Source organism: Burkholderiaceae bacterium, assembly GCA_024235995.1.
Taxonomy (GTDB): Bacteria; Pseudomonadota; Gammaproteobacteria; order Burkholderiales; family Burkholderiaceae_C; genus Ottowia.
This window is the reverse complement of record JACKLI010000001.1, coordinates 3,146,979-3,167,432: the sequence shown is the minus strand read 5'-3', so window position 1 is coordinate 3,167,432 and position 20,454 is coordinate 3,146,979. Positions and strand designations below refer to the sequence as shown.

At 68.1% G+C, this 20,454-nt stretch carries 18 protein-coding genes and 2 riboswitches; of the genes, 6 read left to right on the top strand and 12 right to left on the bottom strand.

Features of this window, described 5'->3' with window-relative positions; all coding sequences use genetic code 11:
* Positions 1-19 precede the first annotated feature (19 nt).
* From H6927_15175 to H6927_15150, 6 genes are all read left to right on the top strand, one after another.
* Positions 20-1,552 carry an acyl-CoA carboxylase subunit beta gene (locus H6927_15175; GenBank protein ID MCP5219433.1) on the top strand — a complete coding sequence of 511 codons (1,533 nt, stop codon included), beginning with the start codon at positions 20-22 and terminating at the stop codon, positions 1,550-1,552.
* A gap of 15 nt (positions 1,553-1,567) precedes the next feature.
* Positions 1,568-1,861: a hypothetical protein gene (locus tag H6927_15170; protein ID MCP5219432.1), complete on the top strand. Its 294-nt coding sequence runs from the start codon at positions 1,568-1,570 to the stop codon at positions 1,859-1,861.
* Positions 1,862-1,907: 46 nt separating this feature from the next.
* Positions 1,908-3,968 (top strand): acetyl/propionyl/methylcrotonyl-CoA carboxylase subunit alpha, encoded by a 2,061-nt coding sequence (locus H6927_15165; GenBank protein ID MCP5219431.1) that lies wholly within the window; start codon positions 1,908-1,910, stop codon positions 3,966-3,968.
* 8 nt (positions 3,969-3,976) lie between these two features.
* The gene (locus tag H6927_15160; protein ID MCP5219430.1) at positions 3,977-4,288 is read left to right on the top strand and encodes a DUF167 domain-containing protein; all 312 of its coding nucleotides are present in this window, start codon (positions 3,977-3,979) and stop codon (positions 4,286-4,288) included.
* 208 nt (positions 4,289-4,496) lie between these two features.
* Positions 4,497-5,459: a serine hydrolase gene (locus tag H6927_15155; GenBank protein MCP5219429.1), complete on the top strand. Its 963-nt coding sequence runs from the start codon at positions 4,497-4,499 to the stop codon at positions 5,457-5,459.
* A 168-nt stretch (positions 5,460-5,627) separates the two neighbouring features.
* Positions 5,628-6,650, top strand: coding sequence for an asparaginase (locus H6927_15150; protein ID MCP5219428.1), 1,023 nt, complete (start codon positions 5,628-5,630; stop codon positions 6,648-6,650).
* A gap of 9 nt (positions 6,651-6,659) precedes the next feature.
* Here H6927_15150 and H6927_15145 read toward each other — a convergent pair whose 3' ends face one another.
* The 12 genes from H6927_15145 to H6927_15090 form a co-directional block, all read right to left on the bottom strand.
* Positions 6,660-7,265, bottom strand: a complete 606-nt coding sequence (locus H6927_15145; protein ID MCP5219427.1) for a DNA-3-methyladenine glycosylase I — start codon at positions 7,263-7,265, stop codon at positions 6,660-6,662.
* Between the two features lie 67 nt (positions 7,266-7,332).
* Positions 7,333-8,733, bottom strand: a complete 1,401-nt coding sequence (locus tag H6927_15140) for a TAXI family TRAP transporter solute-binding subunit (protein MCP5219426.1) — start codon at positions 8,731-8,733, stop codon at positions 7,333-7,335.
* Positions 8,734-8,747: 14 nt separating this feature from the next.
* Positions 8,748-9,848, bottom strand: coding sequence for a P1 family peptidase (locus tag H6927_15135; protein ID MCP5219425.1), 1,101 nt, complete (start codon positions 9,846-9,848; stop codon positions 8,748-8,750).
* The gene (locus H6927_15130) at positions 9,776-10,216 is read right to left on the bottom strand and encodes an HIT family protein (GenBank protein ID MCP5219424.1); all 441 of its coding nucleotides are present in this window, start codon (positions 10,214-10,216) and stop codon (positions 9,776-9,778) included. Before H6927_15130 ends, H6927_15135 begins: the two co-directional genes overlap by 73 nt.
* 49 nt (positions 10,217-10,265) lie before the next feature.
* Positions 10,266-10,757, bottom strand: coding sequence for a GNAT family N-acetyltransferase (locus H6927_15125; GenBank protein MCP5219423.1), 492 nt, complete (start codon positions 10,755-10,757; stop codon positions 10,266-10,268).
* Between the two features lie 900 nt (positions 10,758-11,657).
* Entirely contained in the window at positions 11,658-14,549 is a 2,892-nt protein-coding gene (gene gcvP / locus H6927_15120) for an aminomethyl-transferring glycine dehydrogenase (protein MCP5219422.1), read from the bottom strand.
* Positions 14,550-14,679: 130 nt separating this feature from the next.
* Entirely contained in the window at positions 14,680-15,048 is a 369-nt protein-coding gene (gene gcvH / locus H6927_15115) for a glycine cleavage system protein GcvH (GenBank protein MCP5219421.1), read from the bottom strand.
* Positions 15,049-15,106: 58 nt separating this feature from the next.
* Positions 15,107-16,075, bottom strand: a complete 969-nt coding sequence (locus tag H6927_15110) for a methyltransferase domain-containing protein (GenBank protein MCP5219420.1) — start codon at positions 16,073-16,075, stop codon at positions 15,107-15,109.
* 33 nt (positions 16,076-16,108) lie between these two features.
* Complete coding sequence (locus tag H6927_15105; protein MCP5219419.1) at positions 16,109-16,963, bottom strand: hypothetical protein; 855 nt, start codon at positions 16,961-16,963, stop codon at positions 16,109-16,111.
* Positions 16,964-17,001: 38 nt separating this feature from the next.
* The gene (locus H6927_15100) at positions 17,002-17,571 is read right to left on the bottom strand and encodes a hypothetical protein (protein ID MCP5219418.1); all 570 of its coding nucleotides are present in this window, start codon (positions 17,569-17,571) and stop codon (positions 17,002-17,004) included.
* Positions 17,572-17,693: 122 nt separating this feature from the next.
* Entirely contained in the window at positions 17,694-18,842 is a 1,149-nt protein-coding gene (gene gcvT, locus H6927_15095; protein MCP5219417.1) for a glycine cleavage system aminomethyltransferase GcvT, read from the bottom strand.
* A 47-nt stretch (positions 18,843-18,889) separates the two neighbouring features.
* Positions 18,890-18,996: riboswitch (glycine riboswitch) on the bottom strand.
* A gap of 18 nt (positions 18,997-19,014) precedes the next feature.
* A riboswitch (glycine riboswitch) is annotated at positions 19,015-19,111 on the bottom strand.
* 48 nt (positions 19,112-19,159) lie between these two features.
* Positions 19,160-20,437, bottom strand: coding sequence for a TRAP transporter large permease (locus tag H6927_15090; protein ID MCP5219416.1), 1,278 nt, complete (start codon positions 20,435-20,437; stop codon positions 19,160-19,162).
* Between the last annotated feature and the right edge of the window lie 17 nt (positions 20,438-20,454).

The window sequence follows — 20,454 nt, the reverse complement described above, 5'->3', positions numbered from 1 at the left end:
TTTTTTGCAAAGAGCCAACATGAACACCATCCTTGAACAACTGGAAAGCAAACGCGCCGCGGCCCGCCTGGGCGGCGGGCAAAAGCGCATCGATGCGCAGCACGCCAAGGGCAAGCTCACCGCGCGCGAGCGCATCGAGGTGCTGCTGGACGTGGGCAGCTTCGAGGAATGGGACATGTTCGTCGAGCACCGCTGCGCGGACTTCGGCATGGACGCCACGCACATTCCCGGCGACGGCGTGGTCACCGGCTACGGCACCATCAACGGCCGCCTGGTGTTCGTCTTCAGCCAGGACTTCACGGTGTTCGGCGGCGCGCTCAGCGAGGCCCACGCCGAGAAGATCTGCAAGGTGATGGACCAGGCCATGAAGGTGGGCGCGCCGGTGATCGGCCTGAACGACTCGGGCGGCGCGCGCATCCAGGAGGGCGTGGCCAGCCTGGGCGGCTACGCCGAGGTGTTCCAGCGCAACGTGATGGCCTCGGGCGTGGTGCCGCAGATCAGCATGATCATGGGCCCCTGCGCCGGCGGCGCGGTGTACAGCCCGGCCATGACGGACTTCATCTTCATGGTCAAGGACAGCTCTTACATGTTCGTCACCGGCCCCGAGGTGGTCAAGACCGTGACGCACGAGAGCGTGACGGCCGAGGAGCTGGGCGGCGCGCTCACGCACACCACCAGGAGCGGCGTGGCCGACCTGGCCTTCGACAACGACGTCGAGGCGCTGCTGATGCTGCGCCGCCTGTTCAACTACATCCCCGCCAGCAACCGCGAGAAGGCGCCGCATCGCCCCACCCAGGACGCGGTGGACCGCGCCGACCTGAGCCTGGACACCCTGGTGCCGGAGAACCCGAACCTGCCCTACGACATCAAGGAAGCCATCGTCAAGACGGTGGACGACGGCGAGTTCTTCGAGCTGCAGCCCGACTACGCCGCCAACATCGTCATCGGCTTTGCGCGCATGGACGGCCACGTGGTCGGCATCGTCGCCAACCAGCCGCTGGTGCTGGCCGGCTGCCTGGACATCAAGAGCAGCATCAAGGCCGCGCGCTTCGTGCGTTTTTGCGATGCCTTCAACATCCCCATCCTGACCTTCGTCGACGTGCCCGGCTTCATGCCCGGCACCAGCCAGGAATACGGCGGCATCATCAAGCACGGTGCCAAGCTGCTGTTTGCCTACGCCGAATGCACGGTGCCCAAGATCACCGTCATCACGCGCAAGGCCTACGGCGGCGCCTACGACGTGATGAGCTCCAAGCACCTGCGCGGCGACGTCAACCTGGCCTGGCCCAACGCCGAGATCGCGGTGATGGGCGCCAAGGGCGCGGTGGAGATCATCTTCCGCGAGGAGAAGAAGGATCCCGAAAAACTGGCCGCGCGCGAGGCCGAGTACAAAGCGCGCTTTGCCAACCCCTTCGTGGCCGGCGCGCGCGGCTACATCGACGACGTGATCCTGCCGCACGAGACGCGCCAGCGCATCTGCCGCAGCCTGGCGATGCTGAAGGACAAGAAGCTGGAAAACCCGTGGCGCAAGCACGACAACATTCCGCTCTGATGAGGCGATGCGGCGATGAACTTCCTGCTTTCCCTGTTGGAGACGGTGGCCGACGTGCTGTTCTTCACGTGGTTGCGGCGGGAGCGGCGCGGGCGCGAAGGGCGCCCGCAGCGGCCACTGCAGGACGACGTCGCCGAGGGGGCTTACTTCGACGTCGTGACCACCATGGTGTGGGGCCTGGTGGGCGCCGCGCTGTTTTTCACCCTTCTTTTCGGGTTCGATCTGCCATTCGGCTGGAGCTTTGCGATCGCCGTGATTCCCGTCGGGCTCCATCTCGGCCGGCGCCTGATCCACTTGCTGCGTGACTAGCCGGTGTGCGATGGCACGCCGTCCATTTCATTTTTCGAGTTCAACCATGTTCAAGAAAATCCTCATTGCCAACCGCGGTGAAATCGCCTGCCGCGTCATTGCCACGGCCCGCAAGATGGGCATCGCCACCGTGGCCGTCTATTCCGACGCCGACAAGCAGGCGCGCCACGTCAAGCTGGCCGACGAGGCCGTGCGCCTGGGGCCGCCGCCTTCGCGCGAGTCCTACCTGCTGGCCGACAAGATCATCGAGGCCGCCAGGCAGACCGGCGCCGAGGCGGTCCATCCGGGCTACGGCTTTCTGAGCGAGAACGAGGCCTTCGCCAAGCGCTGCGAGGATGAGGGCATTGCCTTCATCGGTCCCAAGGCGCATTCGATCGCGGCCATGGGCGACAAGATCGCGTCCAAGAAGCTGGCGCTTGCCGCCAAGGTTAACACCATCCCCGGCCACAACGACGCCATCGAGTCGGCCGAGCGCGCGGTGCAGATCGCGCAGGGCATCGGCTACCCGGTGATGATCAAGGCCAGCGCCGGCGGCGGCGGCAAGGGCCTGCGCGTGGCCTTCAACGACAAGGAGGCGCTGGAGGGCTTTGCCGCCTGCCAGAACGAGGCGCGCAACAGTTTTGGCGACGACCGCATCTTCATCGAGAAGTTCGTCGAGCAGCCGCGCCACATCGAGATCCAGGTGCTGGGCGACGCGCACGGCAACGTGGTCTACCTGAACGAGCGCGAATGCTCCATCCAGCGGCGGCACCAGAAGGTGATCGAGGAGGCGCCTTCGCCCTTCATCTCCGACGCCACGCGCAAGGCCATGGGCGAGCAGGCCGTGGCCCTGGCCAAGGCCGTCAAGTACCAAAGCGCGGGCACGGTGGAGTTCGTGGTCGGCAAGGACCAGGATTTTTATTTTCTGGAAATGAACACCCGCCTGCAGGTGGAGCACCCGGTGACGGAGCTGATTACCGGGCTGGACCTGGTCGAGCAGATGATCCGCGTGGCCGCGGGCGAGAAGCTGGCCTTCACGCAGGCCGACGTCAAGCGCGAAGGCTGGGCCATGGAGTGCCGCATCAACGCCGAGGACCCGTTCCGCAACTTCCTGCCTTCCACCGGCCGGCTGGTGCGCTTTCAGCCGCCGGCGCAGGACTTGCAGCAAAGCCAGGCCACCACGGCGCTGGGCGTGCGGGTGGACACCGGTGTGGTCGACGGCGGCGAGATCCCGATGTACTACGACTCGATGATCGCCAAGCTGATCGTGCACGGCAAGGACCGGCTTGATGCCATCGCACGCATGCGCGAGGCGCTCAACGGCTTCGTCATCCGCGGGGTGCAAAGCAGCATCCCGTTCCAGGCCGCGCTGCTGGCCCATTCCAAGTTCCAGTCGGGCGACTTCAACACCGGCTTCATCGCCGAGCACTACGCGCACGGCTTTTCGGCCGCCGACGTGCCGCATGCCGACCCCGGCTTTCTGGTGGCCCTGGCCGTCTGCCTGAACAAGTTCTACCGCAACCGCGCGCGCGCGCTGCAGGGCCAGTTCTGGGAGGGCAACCAGCGCCCGCCGCGCAGCGGCTTCACGGTGTGCACCCTGGGCCAGGCGGGCGACAACCAGTACGTCGAGACCACGCTGGACGAGGGCGCGCCGGGCGAGGCCAGCCGCGTGACGGTGCATGCCGCCGGCGGCGAGCGCACGTATGAGCTGGCGCTTCAGCACACCCTGGGCGAGGCCCGCGTGACGGGCCAGTGCAACGGCCAGCCCTTCACCGCGCAGCTCGAGCGCGGACGCGCGCACAACCCGCTGGTGATCCGCGTCATCCACAACGGCACCCAGCTCGACGCCCTGGTCATGCACCCGCGCACGGCCGAGCTGCACCGGCTGATGCCCTACAAGGCGCCGCCGGACATGAGCAAGTACGTGCTCTCGCCCATGCCGGGCCTGCTGGTGCAGGTGGCCGTGCAAGCGGGGCAGGAGGTCAAGGCCGGCGAGCGTGTGGCCGTGATCGAGGCCATGAAGATGGAGAACGTGCTGTTCGCCAGCGCCGACGGCGTGGTCAAGGAGGTCAAGGCGCAAAAGGGCGACAGCCTGGCGGTCGACCAGGCGATCGTCGAATTTGAATAGCAGCCAGCGTGACGGCCTTCGAGCTGCGCCTGGCCATCCACGCCACGCCCGGCGCCAAGCGCACCGAGGCCGCGGGCGCCTACGGCGATGCGTTGCGCGTGCGGCTGGCCGCGCCGCCGGTGGATGGCAAGGCCAACGCGACGCTGATCGCATGGGCCGCGCGCACGTTCGGCCTGCCCATGAGCCAGGTGGAACTGCTGCATGGGGCGTCGGGGCGGCAAAAACGGCTGGCGCTGCGTTTTGCCACGCCCGCCGACCTGCAGGCTGCGCAAGAGCAAGTCGCACGCTGGATGGCGGCCGGCAAGGACGATGGCGCTTGATGTGCCGTGGTGCGCCGTGACCCCGATAGCTATCAAAACAGAAGCTAATTGCGCATGCTCGATGCGGGCTGGCGGTGATTTTTTCTTGAAATCTGCATGCTTCATGACACGGCGGCGGGCGGCGCTCGGGGTGGCCGTGCTGGCCGCGACCCGGCCTGCCTGGGCGCGCGATGCAAGCCCGGATGCGCCTGCGCCATCCAGCACCCCGGTGACCTGGCCGCCCGCACCCGTCCCGCTGGCCGCCATGCACCACCGCGCCTTCACGGGTCTGCAGGGGCGCATCCAGACGCAATGGCCGGACGTGCAGAGCGCGCTGGTGGTGCATCGCGCCCATCGGTCCTTCGAGTTCTATCGCCCAGGCTTGAGCGCCGACAGCCTGCACGACGTGCAGTCCGTCACCAAGAGCGTGCTGGCCCTGCTGTTCGGCCAGGCCATGGCCGACGGCCACGTGCGCGGGCCCGACGAGCTGGTGGCGCTGCGCCTGCCGGCCCTGCTGCGCCTGGGCGCCGACGCGCGCGTGCAGCGCCTGCGCTTTGCCCACCTGCTCGCCATGACCGCCGGCTGGCCGCCCGACGAGACGGCCCGGCGCGACCGCGACGACGACCTGCGCTGGCTGGCGCGCCGCCCCTTCGTGGCCGAGCCCGGCGCGCGCTTTGCCTACGACAACGGCGCCGCCAACCTGCTGGCGCTGGCGCTGGCCCAGGCGGTGGGCGAGCCGCTGGCCGACTATGCGCGCCGGCGCTTGTTCCAGCCGCTGGGCATCGAGCGCTTCGACTGGCGGCGCGGCGCGCAGGGCCACGCGCTGGGCGCCATCGGCCTGTCGCTTGCCACGCCCGCGATGGCGCGGCTGGGCGAGCTGGTGCTGGCCGAGGGCCAGTGGCAAGGCCGCGCGCTGGTGCCGCGCGGCCACATGCAGGAGCTGGCGCGGCGGCACAGCGCGGGCGGTCCGCCGCTGGCCACGGCCTACGGCTACCTGTGGTGGCTGGGCGCGGGCAGCGTCATGGCCAGCGGCTACGGCGGGCAGTGGATTCACGTCGAGCCCGCGCTGCAGCTGGTGGTGGCCGTCACCTCGCGGCGCACGCCCGAGAGCGCCGCGCGCGGCCAGGCCCGCTCGCTGATCGGCCGCGAGATCGTGCCCGCCGTGCGGCGCCTGCAGCGCGCGGGACCCTAGCGGCACGAACGGCGCCACCGCCCTGCGGCGGGGGTGGGACGCGTCCTGTCCAGCCGGATTGGATGGCCAATCGGGCCCTGATCCCCGTCGAACAAGCCTAAATAGCTATTTGTCTTATAGCATCGGGTTGAGCCGGCCGGGCGACCGGCCTGCGCCACAATGCGGGGCATGAACCCCCAACACAAGACCTCCCAACCCCGCGTCGTGCTGCTGGGCACGGGCGGCACCATCGCGGGCGCTGGCGCGCTGGACGCGGGCGTCGGCGCCGGCTCGGCGGCCTACCGCTCCGCCGTGGTGACGGCGCAGGACCTGGTCGCCGGCGTGCCCGGCCTGGTCACGCTGGCCGAGCTGCGGGCCGAGCAGATCTTTCAGATCGACTCGGCCGACTTCACCGACGAGCGTCTGCTGCAGCTGGCGCGCCGCGTGGCCGCGCTGTGCCGGCAGGACGACGTGGACGCGGTGGTCATCACCCACGGCACCGACACCCTGGAGGAGACGGCGTACTTTTTGCACCTGACGGTGCCCAGCGCCAAGCCCATCGTGCTGACCGGCGCCATGCGCCCCGGCACCGCGCTGGCGGCCGATGGGCCGGCCAACCTGCTGCACGCCGTGGCCGTGGCCGCCCACCCCGGCAGCGCCGGGCGCGGCGTGCTGGTGGTGATGAACGAGGAAATCCACAGCGCGCGCGACGTGGCCAAGGTGCACAGCCTGCGGCTGGACGCCTTTGCCTCGCAGCATGGCGCGCTGGGCCTGGTGGTGGAGGGTGCGCCGCGCTGGTACCGGCGCGTGGAGCGTCCGCACGGCCCGGCCAGCGGGTTCGATATTGCGCGCATCGACGCGCTGCCGCTGGTGGGCGTGGTGGCCAGCCACGGCAACATGCGCCGCGAGATCTACGACAGCTGGGCGGCCCTGGGCGCGCGCGCCATCGTGCACGCGGGCTTTGGCGGCGGCACCGTGCCCGAGTACCTGAAGGCGCCGCTGGCCGAGCTGCGCGCGCGCGGCGTGCTGCTGGTGCGCTGCTCGCGCACGGGCGCGGGGCCGGTGGTGCGCGGCGCCAGCATCGACGACGACGCGCTGGGCTGGGTGGCGGCGGACGACCAGAACCCGCCGCGCGCGCGCCTTCTGGCGGCGCTGGCGCTCACGCGCGGCAGCGATCCGGACGCGGTGCAGCGGGTGTTCTTGCGGTACTGAGGGTGTCGCTCAGGCCGGGCGCCGGAGGGCGCGGCGCGCCGCATCGGCGGGGCCGCGCGCCATGCAGCCCTCGGCGTGGTCGTTGATCAGGCCCATGGCCTGCAGGAAGGCGTGCACGGTGGTCGGGCCGACGAAGCTGAAGCCGCGCTTCTTCAGCGCTTTCGACAGCTGAATCGAGGTGGGCGAGGTCGTCACGCCCTGGTGCGCGGCCTGCTCGCCGGCCCCTGGCTCGTGGCGCCAGATCCACGCCGCCAGCGAGCCTTCGTCACGCACCAGGTCCTGCGCGCGGCGCGCGTTGTTCAGCACGCTCTCGATCTTGCCGCGGTGGCGCACGATGCCGGCGTCCTGCAGCAGGCGGTCGACCTCGGGCGCGCCCCAGCCGGCCAGCACGTCGATGTCGAAGCCGGCGAAGGCGCGGCGAAAGTTCTCGCGCTTTTCCAGGATGGTCCGCCAGCTCAGGCCGGCCTGAAAGCCCTCCAGGCACAGCTTCTCGAACAGGCGCCGGTCGTCGGTGACGGGAAAGCCCCATTCGCCGTCGTGGTAGGCCAGGTACTGCGGCGTGGCCAGGCACCAGTGGCAGCGCAGCTGGCCGTCGGGGCCGGGGGCGGTGTTCATGCACGCTCCTTCGTACTATTGAAACAATAGCTGCCTTGGCTTGATCGATGCGGACGACAGCCGTTTTTCATGTCGAATCCTTGCGCAGCACCAGGATGCGCTGGCGCACCGTGGCGATGTGGTCGCGCAGTGCGTACAGCTCGTCGGCGTGCGCCAGCGGCACCGCGATGTGGTGCGCCACGCGGTCCAGCTCGTCCAGCTCGTCCAGCAGCGCGGCGGCGGGCACGCGCGGGTCCTGCGCGCGCATCTCGATCTGGCGCAGCCGCGCGTACCAGCGGAACACGCGCTGGCGCACGCGGTAGGTGTACAGCGGCGGCACGATGCGCGACAGCGGCAGCAGCAGCACGATCACGCCGCCGATGACCAGCCACATGCGCTGCACCAGGTTGCTGGCCCAGAACGGCAGCCAGCGCTGCCAGAACGGCGGCGTGCCGTTGATGGCGCGGTCGCCCTCGGGGCTGACGGGCAGCTCGCTGGTGCGGGTGTTGGGAAACTCGCGCGCGCCGTTCAACCAGCCCGCGCGGCTGTGGATGCCCTGCGCCGCCTGCGCGAACAGCTGGCGCAGCGCGGGGTGGGTTTGCTCGCGCGTCAGCAGCGAGGTGGTGGCCGCCAGCAGCGTGATGTCGTGCCGCGGCACGTCGGCGGCCAGGTCGGCCACGCCGCGCGGCAGCGTGACGGTGCGCAGGAACGGAAAGCGCCGCGTGTAGGCGTCGGCCTGCGCCAGCTCCAGCGGGGCGATGCCGGGCGTGCGCAGCAGTTCGCGCACCACGGGCGACTGCGGCGCGCTGGTCAGCACCACGGCGTCCAGCTGGCCGGCCAGCAGGGCCTGGGCGGCGCTGCGCGCGTCCTGCTCGCGCAGCTGCACCTCGTCCGCCGCCAGGCCGCTGGCCGCCAGCAGGCGCTGCATCAGCGCCGGCACGCCGCTGCCGGCCCGATCGACGCTGACGCGCAGGCCCTTGAGCTGGGCCAGCATGCCGGGCGCGGCGGCGCCGCCGTCCTGGCGCATGAAGATCCACAGCGGCTCGTAGAACAGCGCGCCCAGCGACTGCAGCGACTCGTTGGGGTCGGCCGCCGCGGCGGGCTCGCTGGCGGCGGCCGAGGCGCCGGCGGTGACCGGCGCCGCGCCGCTGCCGCCGCGCACGAAGGCCACGTCGGCGCCGCCGTCCTGCAGCAGCTTGAGGTTTTCCACCGAACCCTCGGTGGCGATCGTCTGCACGGTGATGCCCTCGCGCGCCAGCGCCTGCACGTAGCGCTGGCCAAAGGCGGCGTAGGCGCTGCCCTCGGGCCCGGTGGCCAGGCGCACGGTCTTGGGCGGCTGCGGGTCCAGCCACCAGTAGGCCGCCACCAGCAGGCCCACGGCCAGCAGCAGCACCGGCCCGGCGCTGACCAGCAGGTCGCGGATCGACAGCAGGATGAGGGTGAGGCGGCGCATGGGTTGGCGAAACGGCTTGTCAAGCCATTTTGCCATCTGGCCGGCATGCATCAAGTGCGGGCAGCTTCCAAATCAGTAGCGGATGGTAACCACCCCGCGCCTGCGTGCAGCCCGCGTGCGGCGCGCACGGCGTGCACGCAGGCGCGCGCCACCGCTTCGCTGGCCATGGCGCACAGCACGTTGAAGTCGATGGCGGGAGCCAAGCCGGTGGACAGGGCAAACAGCGTGTCGCCGTCGCTCATGGTGTGCACCGGGGCAATGGCGCGCGCCAGCCCGTCGTGGCCGGCGCCGGCCAGGCGCTTGGCGCGGGCTTTGGTCAGCGGCGCGTCGGTGGCGATGACACCGATGGTGGTGTTGCTGCCGGCCAGGATGGCCTGCGGCGCCTCGCCCGCCAGCAGGGCGCGCACGCTGTGGCGCAGGGCGCGGCCGTCGTCGGTGCGGGCGCCGGCCATCGGCCGGCCGGTGGCTGGGTCGATGACATCGCCCAGCGCATTGACGGCGATCAGCGCGCCCACGGTGACCTGGCCCACGCGCACGCTGGCGCTGCCGATGCCGCCCTTCATGGCCGAGGCCATGCCGAACAGCTTGCCCACCGTGGCGCCGGCGCCGGCGCCCACGTTGCCTTGAGCGGGCGCTGCGCTGGTGGCGGCTGCGCAGGCGGCATAGCCGGCCTCGGCGCCGGGGCGGACGCGCGCGTCGCCCACGTGCAGGTCGAACAGCACGGCGGCCGGCACGATGGGCACCAGCTGGCCGGGCGCCGTGCCCACGGGCAGGCCGATGCCGCGCTCCTCCAGCCAGCGCATCACGCCGGCGGCGGCGTCCAGCCCCCAGGCACTGCCGCCCGAGAGCAGCACGGCGTGCACCTCCTGCACCAGGTTGGCGGGGTCGAGCAAATCGGTCTCGCGCGTGCCGGGCGCGGCGCCGCGCACGTCCACGCCGGCCACCGCGCCGCGCCCGTTCGGGCCTTGCGCCAGCACCACGCTGCAACCGGTGGGGCGGCGCGGGTCGGTGTGCTGGCCCACCTGGATGCCGCGCACGTCGGTGATGGCGTCGGCGCGGGGGGACAGGTTCTCGGTCGTCACGTCAGGGCTGCTTTCAGTTGCTCGGCGTATTGCTGCAGGGCGGCCGGCCCGGGCTCCTTGCGCGGCCAGGCCAGGTCGACGCCGTCGCCCGCGTGGCGCGGCAGCACGTGGATGTGAAAGTGCCCCACGGTCTGGCCGGCCACCGCGCCGTTGGCCTGCAGCAGCGTGATGCCCGCGGGCTGGAACGCGGCCTGTGCGGCCAGCGCCACGCGGCGCGCGGTCTGCATGACGGCGGCGGCTTCCTCGGGCGTCAGGTCGAGCAGGGTGCGGGCGTGGCGCTTGCTGGCCACCAGCACGTGGCCGGGGTTGACCTGGCCCAGGTCCATGAAGGCCAGGGTCAGATCGTCCTCAAAAACGCGGACGGAAGGGATCTGGCCGGCAATCAGCTTGCAGAAGAGACATTGGTCGGCGGGCGTGGGATCGATGAATTCGGGCATGGCGGGGTGTCCTGGTCGAAGTGCCCATTTTGCATCGGAGCCACCTCGGTCAAAGCCACTTCTGCATCATCAGCGCGTGCCCTTGCGCCGGGTCCAGCACGTAGGGCGCAAAGCCGAACTGCTCGTAGCTGCGCAGGGCGCGGGCGTTGCTGGACAGCACCTCCAGCGTCAGCTTGCAGCAGCCCTGCTGCCGCGCATGGGCCTGGGCGGCGGCCAGCAGCGCCTGCCCGACGCCGCGCCCGCGCTGGCCGGCGCGCACGATGAGGTCGTGCACGTTCAGCAGCGGCTGCGCCCTGAAGGTGGAAAAGCCTTCGAAGCAGTTGACGAGGCCCACCGCCTCGTCGCCCTGCCAGGCGATGAAGCTGGTGGCCAGCGGCACCTGCGCCAGGCGGTCGCACAGCGTGGTCTGCACCGCATCGGCCAGCGGCTCGCCGCCGCCCATGGGGTCGAGCGCGTAGGCGTTCAGCAGCGCGACGAGCGCCTGCCGGTCGGCGGGGGCGTGGTAGTCGGCGCGGCGGATGGTGATGGGGGCAGCGGTCATGGCGGTGTTTTGAGGCAGGGAGAAGGAAGCAGGGGGATGGGTGACTGTAAGGCGAGTCTTGCTCCCTCGCTCGGGAGCGCCGGCGTCCCGCCGGCAAAGGGGGGTGAGGGACAGCGGGCGTTGGCTTCGTCGCTGCTGTTTTCTATGTTGTTTGGCTCTGCAAGCCTCGGCTGGCCGGGATGTGCGCCCGGCGGCGCAGTTCCTTTCTTTGTCTCGCCAAAGAAAGGAACCAAAGAAAGGCGACCCCAAGTCTGCGACCCCTACGCTTCGCTCCGGGGCAAACCTGCGTCACAGCGTTTGCGGGGTGCGCGGTGGAACTCGCTGCGTTCGCTGCGCTCTCTGCGCTCAAACAACCCCCGCGAGTCAGAGCACGAACGCGTGCATCCTGCGGTGCACGCGCCACCCCGCAAACACTGCGCCGCAGGCGCAGCCACAGGGGGTTGAAAACCATTCGGGCCATCGCTGCGCTCGGCCTGGAATGGGGCCGAGCGCAGCGATGGCCCGTGTTGGGTTTGCCCACCCCTCTGGCCGTGCCGAGAAGCGCAGGGCTTGGGGCGGGCATGGGCAGCGCAGCATGCCCATGCTTCGTGCTCTGACTTGCTGCGGTTGTCTGAGCGAAGCGCGCCAGCGCGCAGCGAGTTCCGCAGCACCGCCCCGCGACCGAGCATCGCAGGTTGCCCGCAGCGAAGCGAAGGGACACGGCCAGTGGGGTCGCCTTTTCTTTGCTTACTTTCTTTTGGCGACGCAAAAGAAAGTAAGTGCGCTGCCGGGCGCACATCCCGGCCAGCGGAAGTATCCAGCATCAAACAACACAAACAACAGCAGCGACGAAGCCAACGCCCGCTGTCCCTCACCCCCCTTTGCCGGCGGGACGCCGGCGCTCCCGGGCGAGGGAGCAAGTCAAGCCAGCTCGTCCAGCGGCACGCAGCTGCAAAACAGGTTGCGGTCGCCGTAGACGTTGTCCACCCGCCCCACCGGCGGCCAGTACTTGACGCTGCCCGGCTGCTGCTGCGCCAGCGCGCCGCCAACCGCGCGCGGGTAGGGGTGCGGCCAGTCGGCGGCCAGCAGGCTGGCTGCCGTGTGCGGCGCGTTTTTCAGCGGGTTGTCGTCCTGCGGCCAGGCGCCGTTCTCGATCTGCGTGATCTCCTGGCGGATGGCGATCATGGCGTCGATGAAGCGGTCCAGCTCGGCCAGGTGCTCGCTCTCGGTGGGCTCGACCATCAGCGTGTTGGCGACCGGAAACGACAGCGTGGGCGCGTGAAAGCCGTAGTCGGCCAGGCGCTTGGCCACGTCCTCGGCCTGCACGCCGCTGGTTTCCTTCAGGTGGCGCAGGTCCAGGATGCACTCGTGCGCCACATGGCCGTTGGCGCTGGCGTACAGCGTGGGGTAGTGCGCCTTCAGGCGCTTGCTGATGTAGTTGGCGCTGAGGATGGCCGCCTCGGTGGCGTGCGTGAGGCCGGCCGCGCCCATCATGCGGATGTACATCCAGCTGATGGGCAGCACCGCCGCGTTGCCGAAGGGCGCGGCGCTGATGGCCCCGACGCCACCGGCCACGCCGCCCTCGCCATGGCCGGGCAGGTAGGGCACCAGATCGGCCACCACGCACACGGGGCCCACGCCGGGGCCGCCGCCGCCGTGCGGGATGCAGAAGGTCTTGTGCAGGTTCAGGTGGCTCACGTCGCCGCCGAATTCGCCCGGCGCGGCCACGCCGACCAGGGCGTTCATGTTGGCGCCGTCCACGTACACGCGCCCGCCGTGGCGGTGCACGATCTGGCACAGCTCCTTGACCTGCGTCTCGAAAACGCCGTGCGTGCTGGGGTAGGTGATCATCACGCAGGCCAGGTTGGCGGCGTGCTTCTCGCACTGGGCCTGCAAGTCCTGCATGTCGACGTTGCCGTTGTCGTCGCATTGGGTCACCACGACTTTCAGCCCCGCCATCTGCGCGCTGGCCGGGTTGGTGCCGTGCGCGCTGGCCGGGATCAGGCACACGTCGCGCTGCCCCTGGCCCTGCGCCGCGTGCCAGGCCTTGATGGCCAGTAGGCCGGCGTATTCGCCCTGGCTGCCGGCGTTGGGCTGCAGGCTGACGCCCGCGTAGCCGGTGATGGCGGCCAGCCACTGGCACAGCTGGTCGTTGAGCTGCTGGTAGCCGCGGCGCTGATCGGCGGGCGCGAAGGGGTGCACGTTGGCGAACTCGGGCCAAGTGATGGGGATCATCTCGCTGGTGGCGTTCAGCTTCATGGTGCAGCTGCCCAGCGGGATCATGCTGCGGTCCAGCGCCAGGTCCTTGTCGGACAGCTGGCGGATGTAGCGCAGCATGGCCGTCTCGCTGTGGTGCGTGTTGAACACCGGGTGCGTGAGGTAGGCGCTGGCGCGGCGCAGCGCGGGCGGGATCAGGTCGGGTGCGGTTTTCTCCAGTGCGGCGAAGTCGGGCAGGGCCTTGCCTTCGCCGGCAAAGATGCGCCACAGCAGTTCCACGTCGGCGCGGGTGCTGGTCTCGTCCAGCGACATGCACAGGTACACATCCCAGGCTTTGCGCAGGTTGGCCCCCATCTGCATTGCGCGGGCAGCTATCGTATCGGTAGCGCCGTCGGTCTTCAGGCTGAGGGTGTCGAAGGCGCTGTCGTGGTGGCCGTGGGTAAAGCCCAGTTGCGCCAGGCCGGCCTTGAGGATGGCGGCCAGGCGCGCCGTGCGCTCGGCGATGCGGCGCAGGCCCTGCGGGCCGTGGTAGACCGCGTACATGCTGGCCACCACGGCGGGCAGCACCTGCGCGGTGCAGATGTTGCTGGTGGCTTTTTCGCGGCGAATGTGCTGCTCGCGCGTCTGCAGCGCCAGGCGGTAGGCGGTGTGGCCGTGTGCGTCCACGCTCACGCCGACCAGGCGCCCGGGCATGCTGCGCTTGAAGGCGTCCTTGCAGGCCATGTAGGCCGCGTGCGGGCCGCCCGCGCCCATGGGCATGCCGAAGCGCTGCGTGCTGCCCACCACGATGTCGGCGCCCATCTCGCCGGGTGACTTGAGCAGGGCCAGGGCCAGCAGGTCGGCGGCAAAGATGGCGGCCGCCCCCTTGGCCTGGATCTTCTTGACCTCGTCGCTCCAGTCCATCAGCCAGCCGCTGCTGGCGGGGTACTGGATGAGGGCGGCAAAGTAGTCATCCTGGGCGATGGCGGCGTCCCACTCGGCCGCCGAGTTGGCCAGCTTGATTGAAAGGCCCAGCGGCGCGGCGCGGGTGCGCATCACCTCGATGGTCTGCGGGTGCGTGTCGCCAAACACCACGATGGCGTTGCCCTTGGCCTTGACCGAGCGGCGCGCCAGCGTCATGGCCTCGGCGCAGGCGGTGGCCTCGTCCAGCATGGAGGCGTTGGCGATGTCCATGCCGGTCAGGTCAGCCACCATGGTCTGGAAGTTGACCAGCGCCTCCATGCGGCCCTGGCTGATCTCGGCCTGATAGGGCGTGTAGGCGGTGTACCAGGCGGGGTTTTCCAGCACGTTGCGCAGGATCACGCCGGGCGTGTGCGTGCCGTAATAGCCCTGGCCGATGAAGCTCTTGATGTCGTGGCGGTTCTGCGTCGCGATGGCTTTCAGCTCGGCCAGCGCGGCGGCTTCGGTCGCGGCGGGCGGCAGGTCCATGGGCGCACTGCGCGCGATGCTGCGCGGCACGATGGAGTCGATCAGCGCGCGGCGCGAGGGCTCGCCGATGACGGCCAGCATGGCCTGTTCGTCGGCGGGCGTCAGGCCGATGTGGCGGGCGATGAATTCGCCGGGGTTTTCAAGATCGTGCAGGGCAGGGTGGCTCATGGCGGGGCAAACGACGACAGTGCTTCAAATACGAGAGCTGCCGGCGACCATCTGACGGGCGCAAGCGGCCGATTGGGCTTAAAAACCGCACGCAGGCGAGCCGGCGTGCGGGACACACTTCACGGACGGCTCAGTCCTTGCTGAACTCGGCGTAGGCCGCTTCGTCCATCAGCGCATCGAGCTGGCTGGGGTCGGCCAGCTTGACCTTGAAGAACCAGCCCGCGCCCAGCGGGTCGCTGTTGGCCAGGCTCGGCTCGGCGCGCAGGGCCTCGTTGACCTCGGTGACCTCGCCGCTGATCGGCATGTACACGTCGGCCGCGGCCTTCACGCTCTCGACCACGCCAGCCGTTTCCTTCTGCGCGTAGCCCTGGCCCACGGTGGGCAGGTCGACAAACACCACGTCGCCCAGCGCGTCCTGCGCGTGCGCCGTGATGCCGACGGTGGCGATGTCGCCCTCGACGTTGATCCATTCGTGGTCTTCGGTGTATTTGGTAATCATGTTGATACCCTGTGAAAAATTGGATGATGTTACGAATGACGGTTCGGATTTTAATAATTCAAATTTTCAGCTTGCTGATTGAATTGTCCTCGCCAAGTGGATAAAAATCGTTGGTGACATCCGAGGCCTGCAATGGCCAATCTATCATTGCGTCAGCTGTCTTTTTGACAAGTACGGCGGAATATTCGAATCCGCAGGCCTTTTCAGCATCGGCATAATTTGGATTCCATCTGAATGGAATGATGTAGTTTGGACTTTGCAGTTCGGTTTCGATGATTTCGAAACCCGTGTGCCTGTTGAATAAAGCTTTCCATGCCGAATCCGAAAATCTGAAAAAATCCCACGGCATATCGTGCATTCCGACAGTCTGGTGCGTTATGATGAAGGCTTGCGCGCCGGTTTTCATGACCCGGTTCATTTCTATTGCGACTTTCCATGGCATCACCAGGTGTTCGAAGACAAAAAAACTGCATACGGCATCGAATTTCGCAGATTCAAGTACCTCGCTCATTTTGTGAGCATCGCATACCGTCGTAACACCGTCGCCAGGTATGATGTCAAGTACTTCAACGTCAAGATTGCTGAATTCTTCGCTCCGTAGCAGTCCGCTGCGAGCCCTCCCGCCGATATCGAGCAATGAGCGACAGTGGTTGGTCTTCAGGTGGTTCCTGAATTTTTCTGTTAATTTTACGGGGTGATGGTCTTTGGGAGGTGACCACTGCGCCCGGATCGAGCCGGAATTTTCGATATTAAAGGCGAATTCAATGGTTTCTGGAAATTCGTCGTTCTCCAGTAGAATTTGTATTCTGAATTTTGTCGATTTTTGCAGCTTTGTTTGGTCTGCAATGCCAAATTTTACGTTGCTGGCAATTATATCCTTCCCATTCACTGTAATGGATTGGATGTTTTTCCCGGCCGGCGAGAAAAAATTGATCACCCCTTCAAAGATGACGGAGCAAAAAAATTTCGTGTAGGTTTCAAAATAAACCGAAATATTCGAGATGGGCGGCTGAATTTGTGATGTCATGATTGAATTGATAAATGGTACAGCTGTGCCGATTTATTCTTGGCCAAGAGCATCTTGAATCAGTTCAAGCGCGGGTGTGTTTTTCCATTGCGGCGCATGTTCGGCGGTTTGCAGCAACTGACTTGCAAAAATGCTCTTGCGCATGAAGTCGATCTTGACGGTGCCGAACTGAAAGAACAGCCGATCCCACATGGAATGGGTCGGATTGGTCTGATTGGCCAAGCCAAGGTTGAACATGAACATGTCGTTGTGGATCGGAACGTCTTCCGGAACCCGCCCCAGCACCAGCGATCGCATGACGGCCATGACACGGTCGCTGTTGGTGGGCTTGAGGAGCGCTTCCAGCGGGACGCCATGAGACTGGAAATGGCGCGACAGACCCAGTTCGTACCGCTGAATGACCTGCTCGCGGTCGGAGATGGGCTCCATCTGTTCCCACCACTGGCGCATGGGGGGCGATTGAATCAGTGGAGCACCGTCGAAGAGCAGGCAAAAGGACTGCAGGTGCTCGACATACTGGTAGGACCGAGTCAGGCCGAGGATGCGGTTGCCCGATGACGGCGCCAGCAGCGGATCGATGAACCGCTGCGGCTCCACCACGATGATCGAGCTGTTCAGAAGCAGTTGCCGCTGCCAGACGATCCCGGCGGGTAGGGCCTCGAGACCGACCTTGTAGGACCAGAAATCGTAGCCGTGGTTGTCGCGCTGGATGACGTGACAATGCTTCGCCAGGTCGTCGGCCGCGGCCGACGAGATGCCTGTGGAGACGAACACCACGTGCGGAGTGACCTGCTCGGTCAGGTAAACCACGAGTTGGCGCAGGTATCGGGCGACCTTGCCAGCCGGGTCGTAGTGGGCAATGACGATGCCGGTGCTGTCCTGCTTCATGCTCGTGAGTCAATGCGTGGGGGCCGTGGCTTCGGGATTCAATCGGGCCACTTGTCCTGATAGCTGCGATGCGCCTGCTGCCACGCCGGCGTGCCAAACGCCCCCCCGCTCTGGTGCGTGACGGCCAGCGGCCAGGTGCCGATGCGCAGGCCCTGCTGGCGCAGGCTGCGGCAAAAATCAAGATCGTAGAAGTGAAAGGCAAAGCGCTCGTCGAAGCGCACGCCGCTTTGCCTGAGCGCGTCGGCACGCGCGGCCAGCAGCACGCCGTCGAGCAGCTCGCAGTCGGCCGGGGCGGGACCGAAGTGCGACACGGCGCCGAACGGCGTCTTGCCGTGGCCGACGCTGCCCGAGAGGTTGGCGCGCTCGTCCCAGCTGAACTTGGCGTCGACGAAGGCCCAGCCCGGCTGGCCGGGGACGCGGCGCCTGTTGCCGGCGACGCCGATGGCGTCGTACTGCGCCAGGCCTTCGGCGATGCGCTGCGCGAAGAAATAATCGTCCAGCCAAACGTCGTCGTGCACGAACACCAGCAGCGCGCCGGGCGGTGCGGCGTCGATGATGCGGTTGTAGACGGTGGGCAGGCCGGCGGTGTTTTCAAACGCGACCGCCATTTTCAGCGGGTGCGCGGCCTCTACCCTGCCCAGGCGCTGCAGCGACTGGCCCAGAGCCGATTCCTGCCAGAAACGCGATGCCGGCAGGCGCGTGGCACTGGTGACGATGAGGGGCGCAGGCGTCATGCTGGCTTGGCGGGCGCCACGCGGTGGTAGCGCGTGGGCACGAAGGGCGTGGCCACCACCTCCATCGGCACGGGCTTGCCGCGCACCATGGCGAACAGCTCGGTGCCGAGGGTGGCGTAGCCGGGCTTGACGTAGGCCATGGCGATGGGGCGGTCCAGCGTGGGGCTGAGCAGGCCGCTGGTGACCTGGCCGATGGTCTGGCCGTCCAGATTTTCCAGCGGGGCGGGTTCGCGCACGGGCACGCGCTCCTTGGCGGCGAGGGCGATGCGCTGGCGCTCGAGCTTGCGGGTGCCGTCGAGCTGGCCCAGGACCAGGTCGGCGCCCGGAAAGCCGCCGGCGCGCGCGCCGCCGCTGCGGCGCACCTTCTGGATGGCCCAGTTCAGGCCCGCCTCGACAGGGGTGGTGCCGGTGTCGATGTCGTTGCCGTACAGGCACAGGCCGGCTTCCAGCCGCAGCGAGTTGCGCGCGCCCAGGCCGATGGGCTTGACTTCGGGCTGCGCCAGCAGGGCGCGCGCCAGCGCCTCGGCCTGGGCAGCGGGCACCGAGATCTCGAAGCCGTCCTCGCCGGTGTAGCCGCTGCGGGTGATGAACAGCGGCGCGCCCTGCCAGTCGAAGGCGCCGCCGGTCATGAACACCAGCGCCTGCACGCCGGGCACCAGGCGCTGCAGCGCGGTGACGGCCTGCGGGCCTTGCAGGGCCAGCAGGGCCTGGTCGGGCAGGGGTTTGACTTGGCAGCGCGTGCCGATGCGCGCCTGGATGTGGGCGATGTCGCCCGCCTTGCAGGCGCCGTTGACGATCAGGAACAGGTGGTCGCCCCGGTTGACGAACATCAGGTCATCGATGATGGTGCCCTCGTCCGTCAGCAGCAGGCCGTAGCGCTGCTTGTCCACGCCCAGGCCGATCACGTCCACCGGCATCAGCGATTCGAGCGCGGCGGCGGCGTCGGGGCCGGCGAGCTGCAGCTGGCCCATGTGCGAGACGTCGAACAGGCCGGCGCTCTCGCGCGTCTGCTTGTGCTCGGCGATCAGGCCGCTCTTGTATTGCACCGGCATCGAATAGCCGGCAAAGGGAACCATGCGGGCGCCCAGCTCGACGTGCAGGGCGTGCAGCGGGGTTTTGAGCAGATCGGCGGCGGTGTCGGACATGCGCTGTCTCCATGAAAGGAATGTTGCGCAAGCACGGTGGCTTGCGAGCATGCCCGGCTGTCCGCTTTACCTGAGAGATTCATGCGGACGATGCCGCACTTGCTCCTTCGGTGGAAGGCCGCTCGCGCCGCCTTCTCTCTCCAACCCGGTGGCGCCCGGTTGCCCGGGCGTTTGCCAGTCCTTTTGCCTGAGCGTTTGGGCATTGGCCGCGCGCCTTCGGCGGCGCCGCGCCGGTCTCTTGCCGAGGCCGGGGGCGCGCTCTCCTGACAGGCCGCGATTTTACGGGCTATTTCGCCTACACCATGTCGCGCTACGGGCTATTTGGCATACACCAGGTCGCGCAGGAACAGCGACAGGCTGGGCACGTAGGTGATGATCATCAGGCAGGTCAGGATGACCAGCACGAAGGGCACCAGGTCGCGGATGATCTTGTCCAGCGACACGCGCGCCACCGTGCAGACGGCGAACAGGTTGACGCCGAAGGGCGGCGTGATCATGCCCAGCGCCAGGTTGACCACCATGATCAGGCCGAAGTGCACCGGGTCGATGCCGAAGTGCGCGGCCACCGGCGCCAGGATGGGGCCCAGCACGATGATGGCGGCGCTGGTCTCGATGAACATGCCGATGACGAACAGCGCCGCGTTGACGCCCAGCAGGAACCAGTGCGGCGAGCGCAGGTTCTGCTCCAGCCAGTGGCCGATGGCGTCGGGCACGCCCGCGCGCGTGATCAGGAACGCGAACAGGCCCGCGTTGGCGATGATGAACATGATCACCGCCGACGAGATGACCGACTTGCGCAGCACCGCGTACAGGTCGCGCACGCCGATCTCACGGTAGATCGCCAGGCCCACCACCAGCGCGTAGGCCACGGCCACGGCCGAGGCCTCGGTGGGGGTGAACACGCCGCCGTAGATGCCGCCCAGCACCACCACCGGCATCATCAGCGCCCAGGCGGCCTTGCGCGTGGCGCTCCACACGCCCAGGCGGCCGTCGCCGTCGTGCTTGCCCCAGCCCTTCCATTTGCAGTACAGCCACACGAACAGCATCAGCGCGCCGCTGATCAGGATGCCGGGGCCGAAGCCGGCGATGAACAGCTCGCCGATCGACACCTCGGAGGCCACGCCGTACAGGATCATGGGGATCGAGGGCGGGATGATCACGCCCAGCTCGGCGCTGGTGGCCTGCAGCGCAGCGGCCCAGGTGGTGGGGTAGCCGTGCTTGATGAGCGCCGGGATCAGGATGGCGCCGATGGCGAAGGTGGTGGCCACCGACGAGCCCGACACCGCCGCGAAGATCATGCAGGTGAGCACGCAGGTCATGGGCAGGCCGCCCTGCACGCCGCCGACCAGGCTCTTGGCGAAGTCCACCAGCCGGCGCGAGATGCCACCCGTTTCCATCAGGTTGCCGGCCAGGATGAAGAAGGGGATGGCCGCCAGCGGAAACTTGTTGAGCGCGTTGAACATCTCCTTGACGGAGATGAGCATGGGCGCGTGCACCACCTGGATGCCGACGATGGAGGCCAGCCCGATCGACACCGCGACCGAGACGCTGAGCGCGAAGCCCAGCAGCATGGTGATGAGCATGGCGCTGGTCATGCGAGCCCCCACGCTTG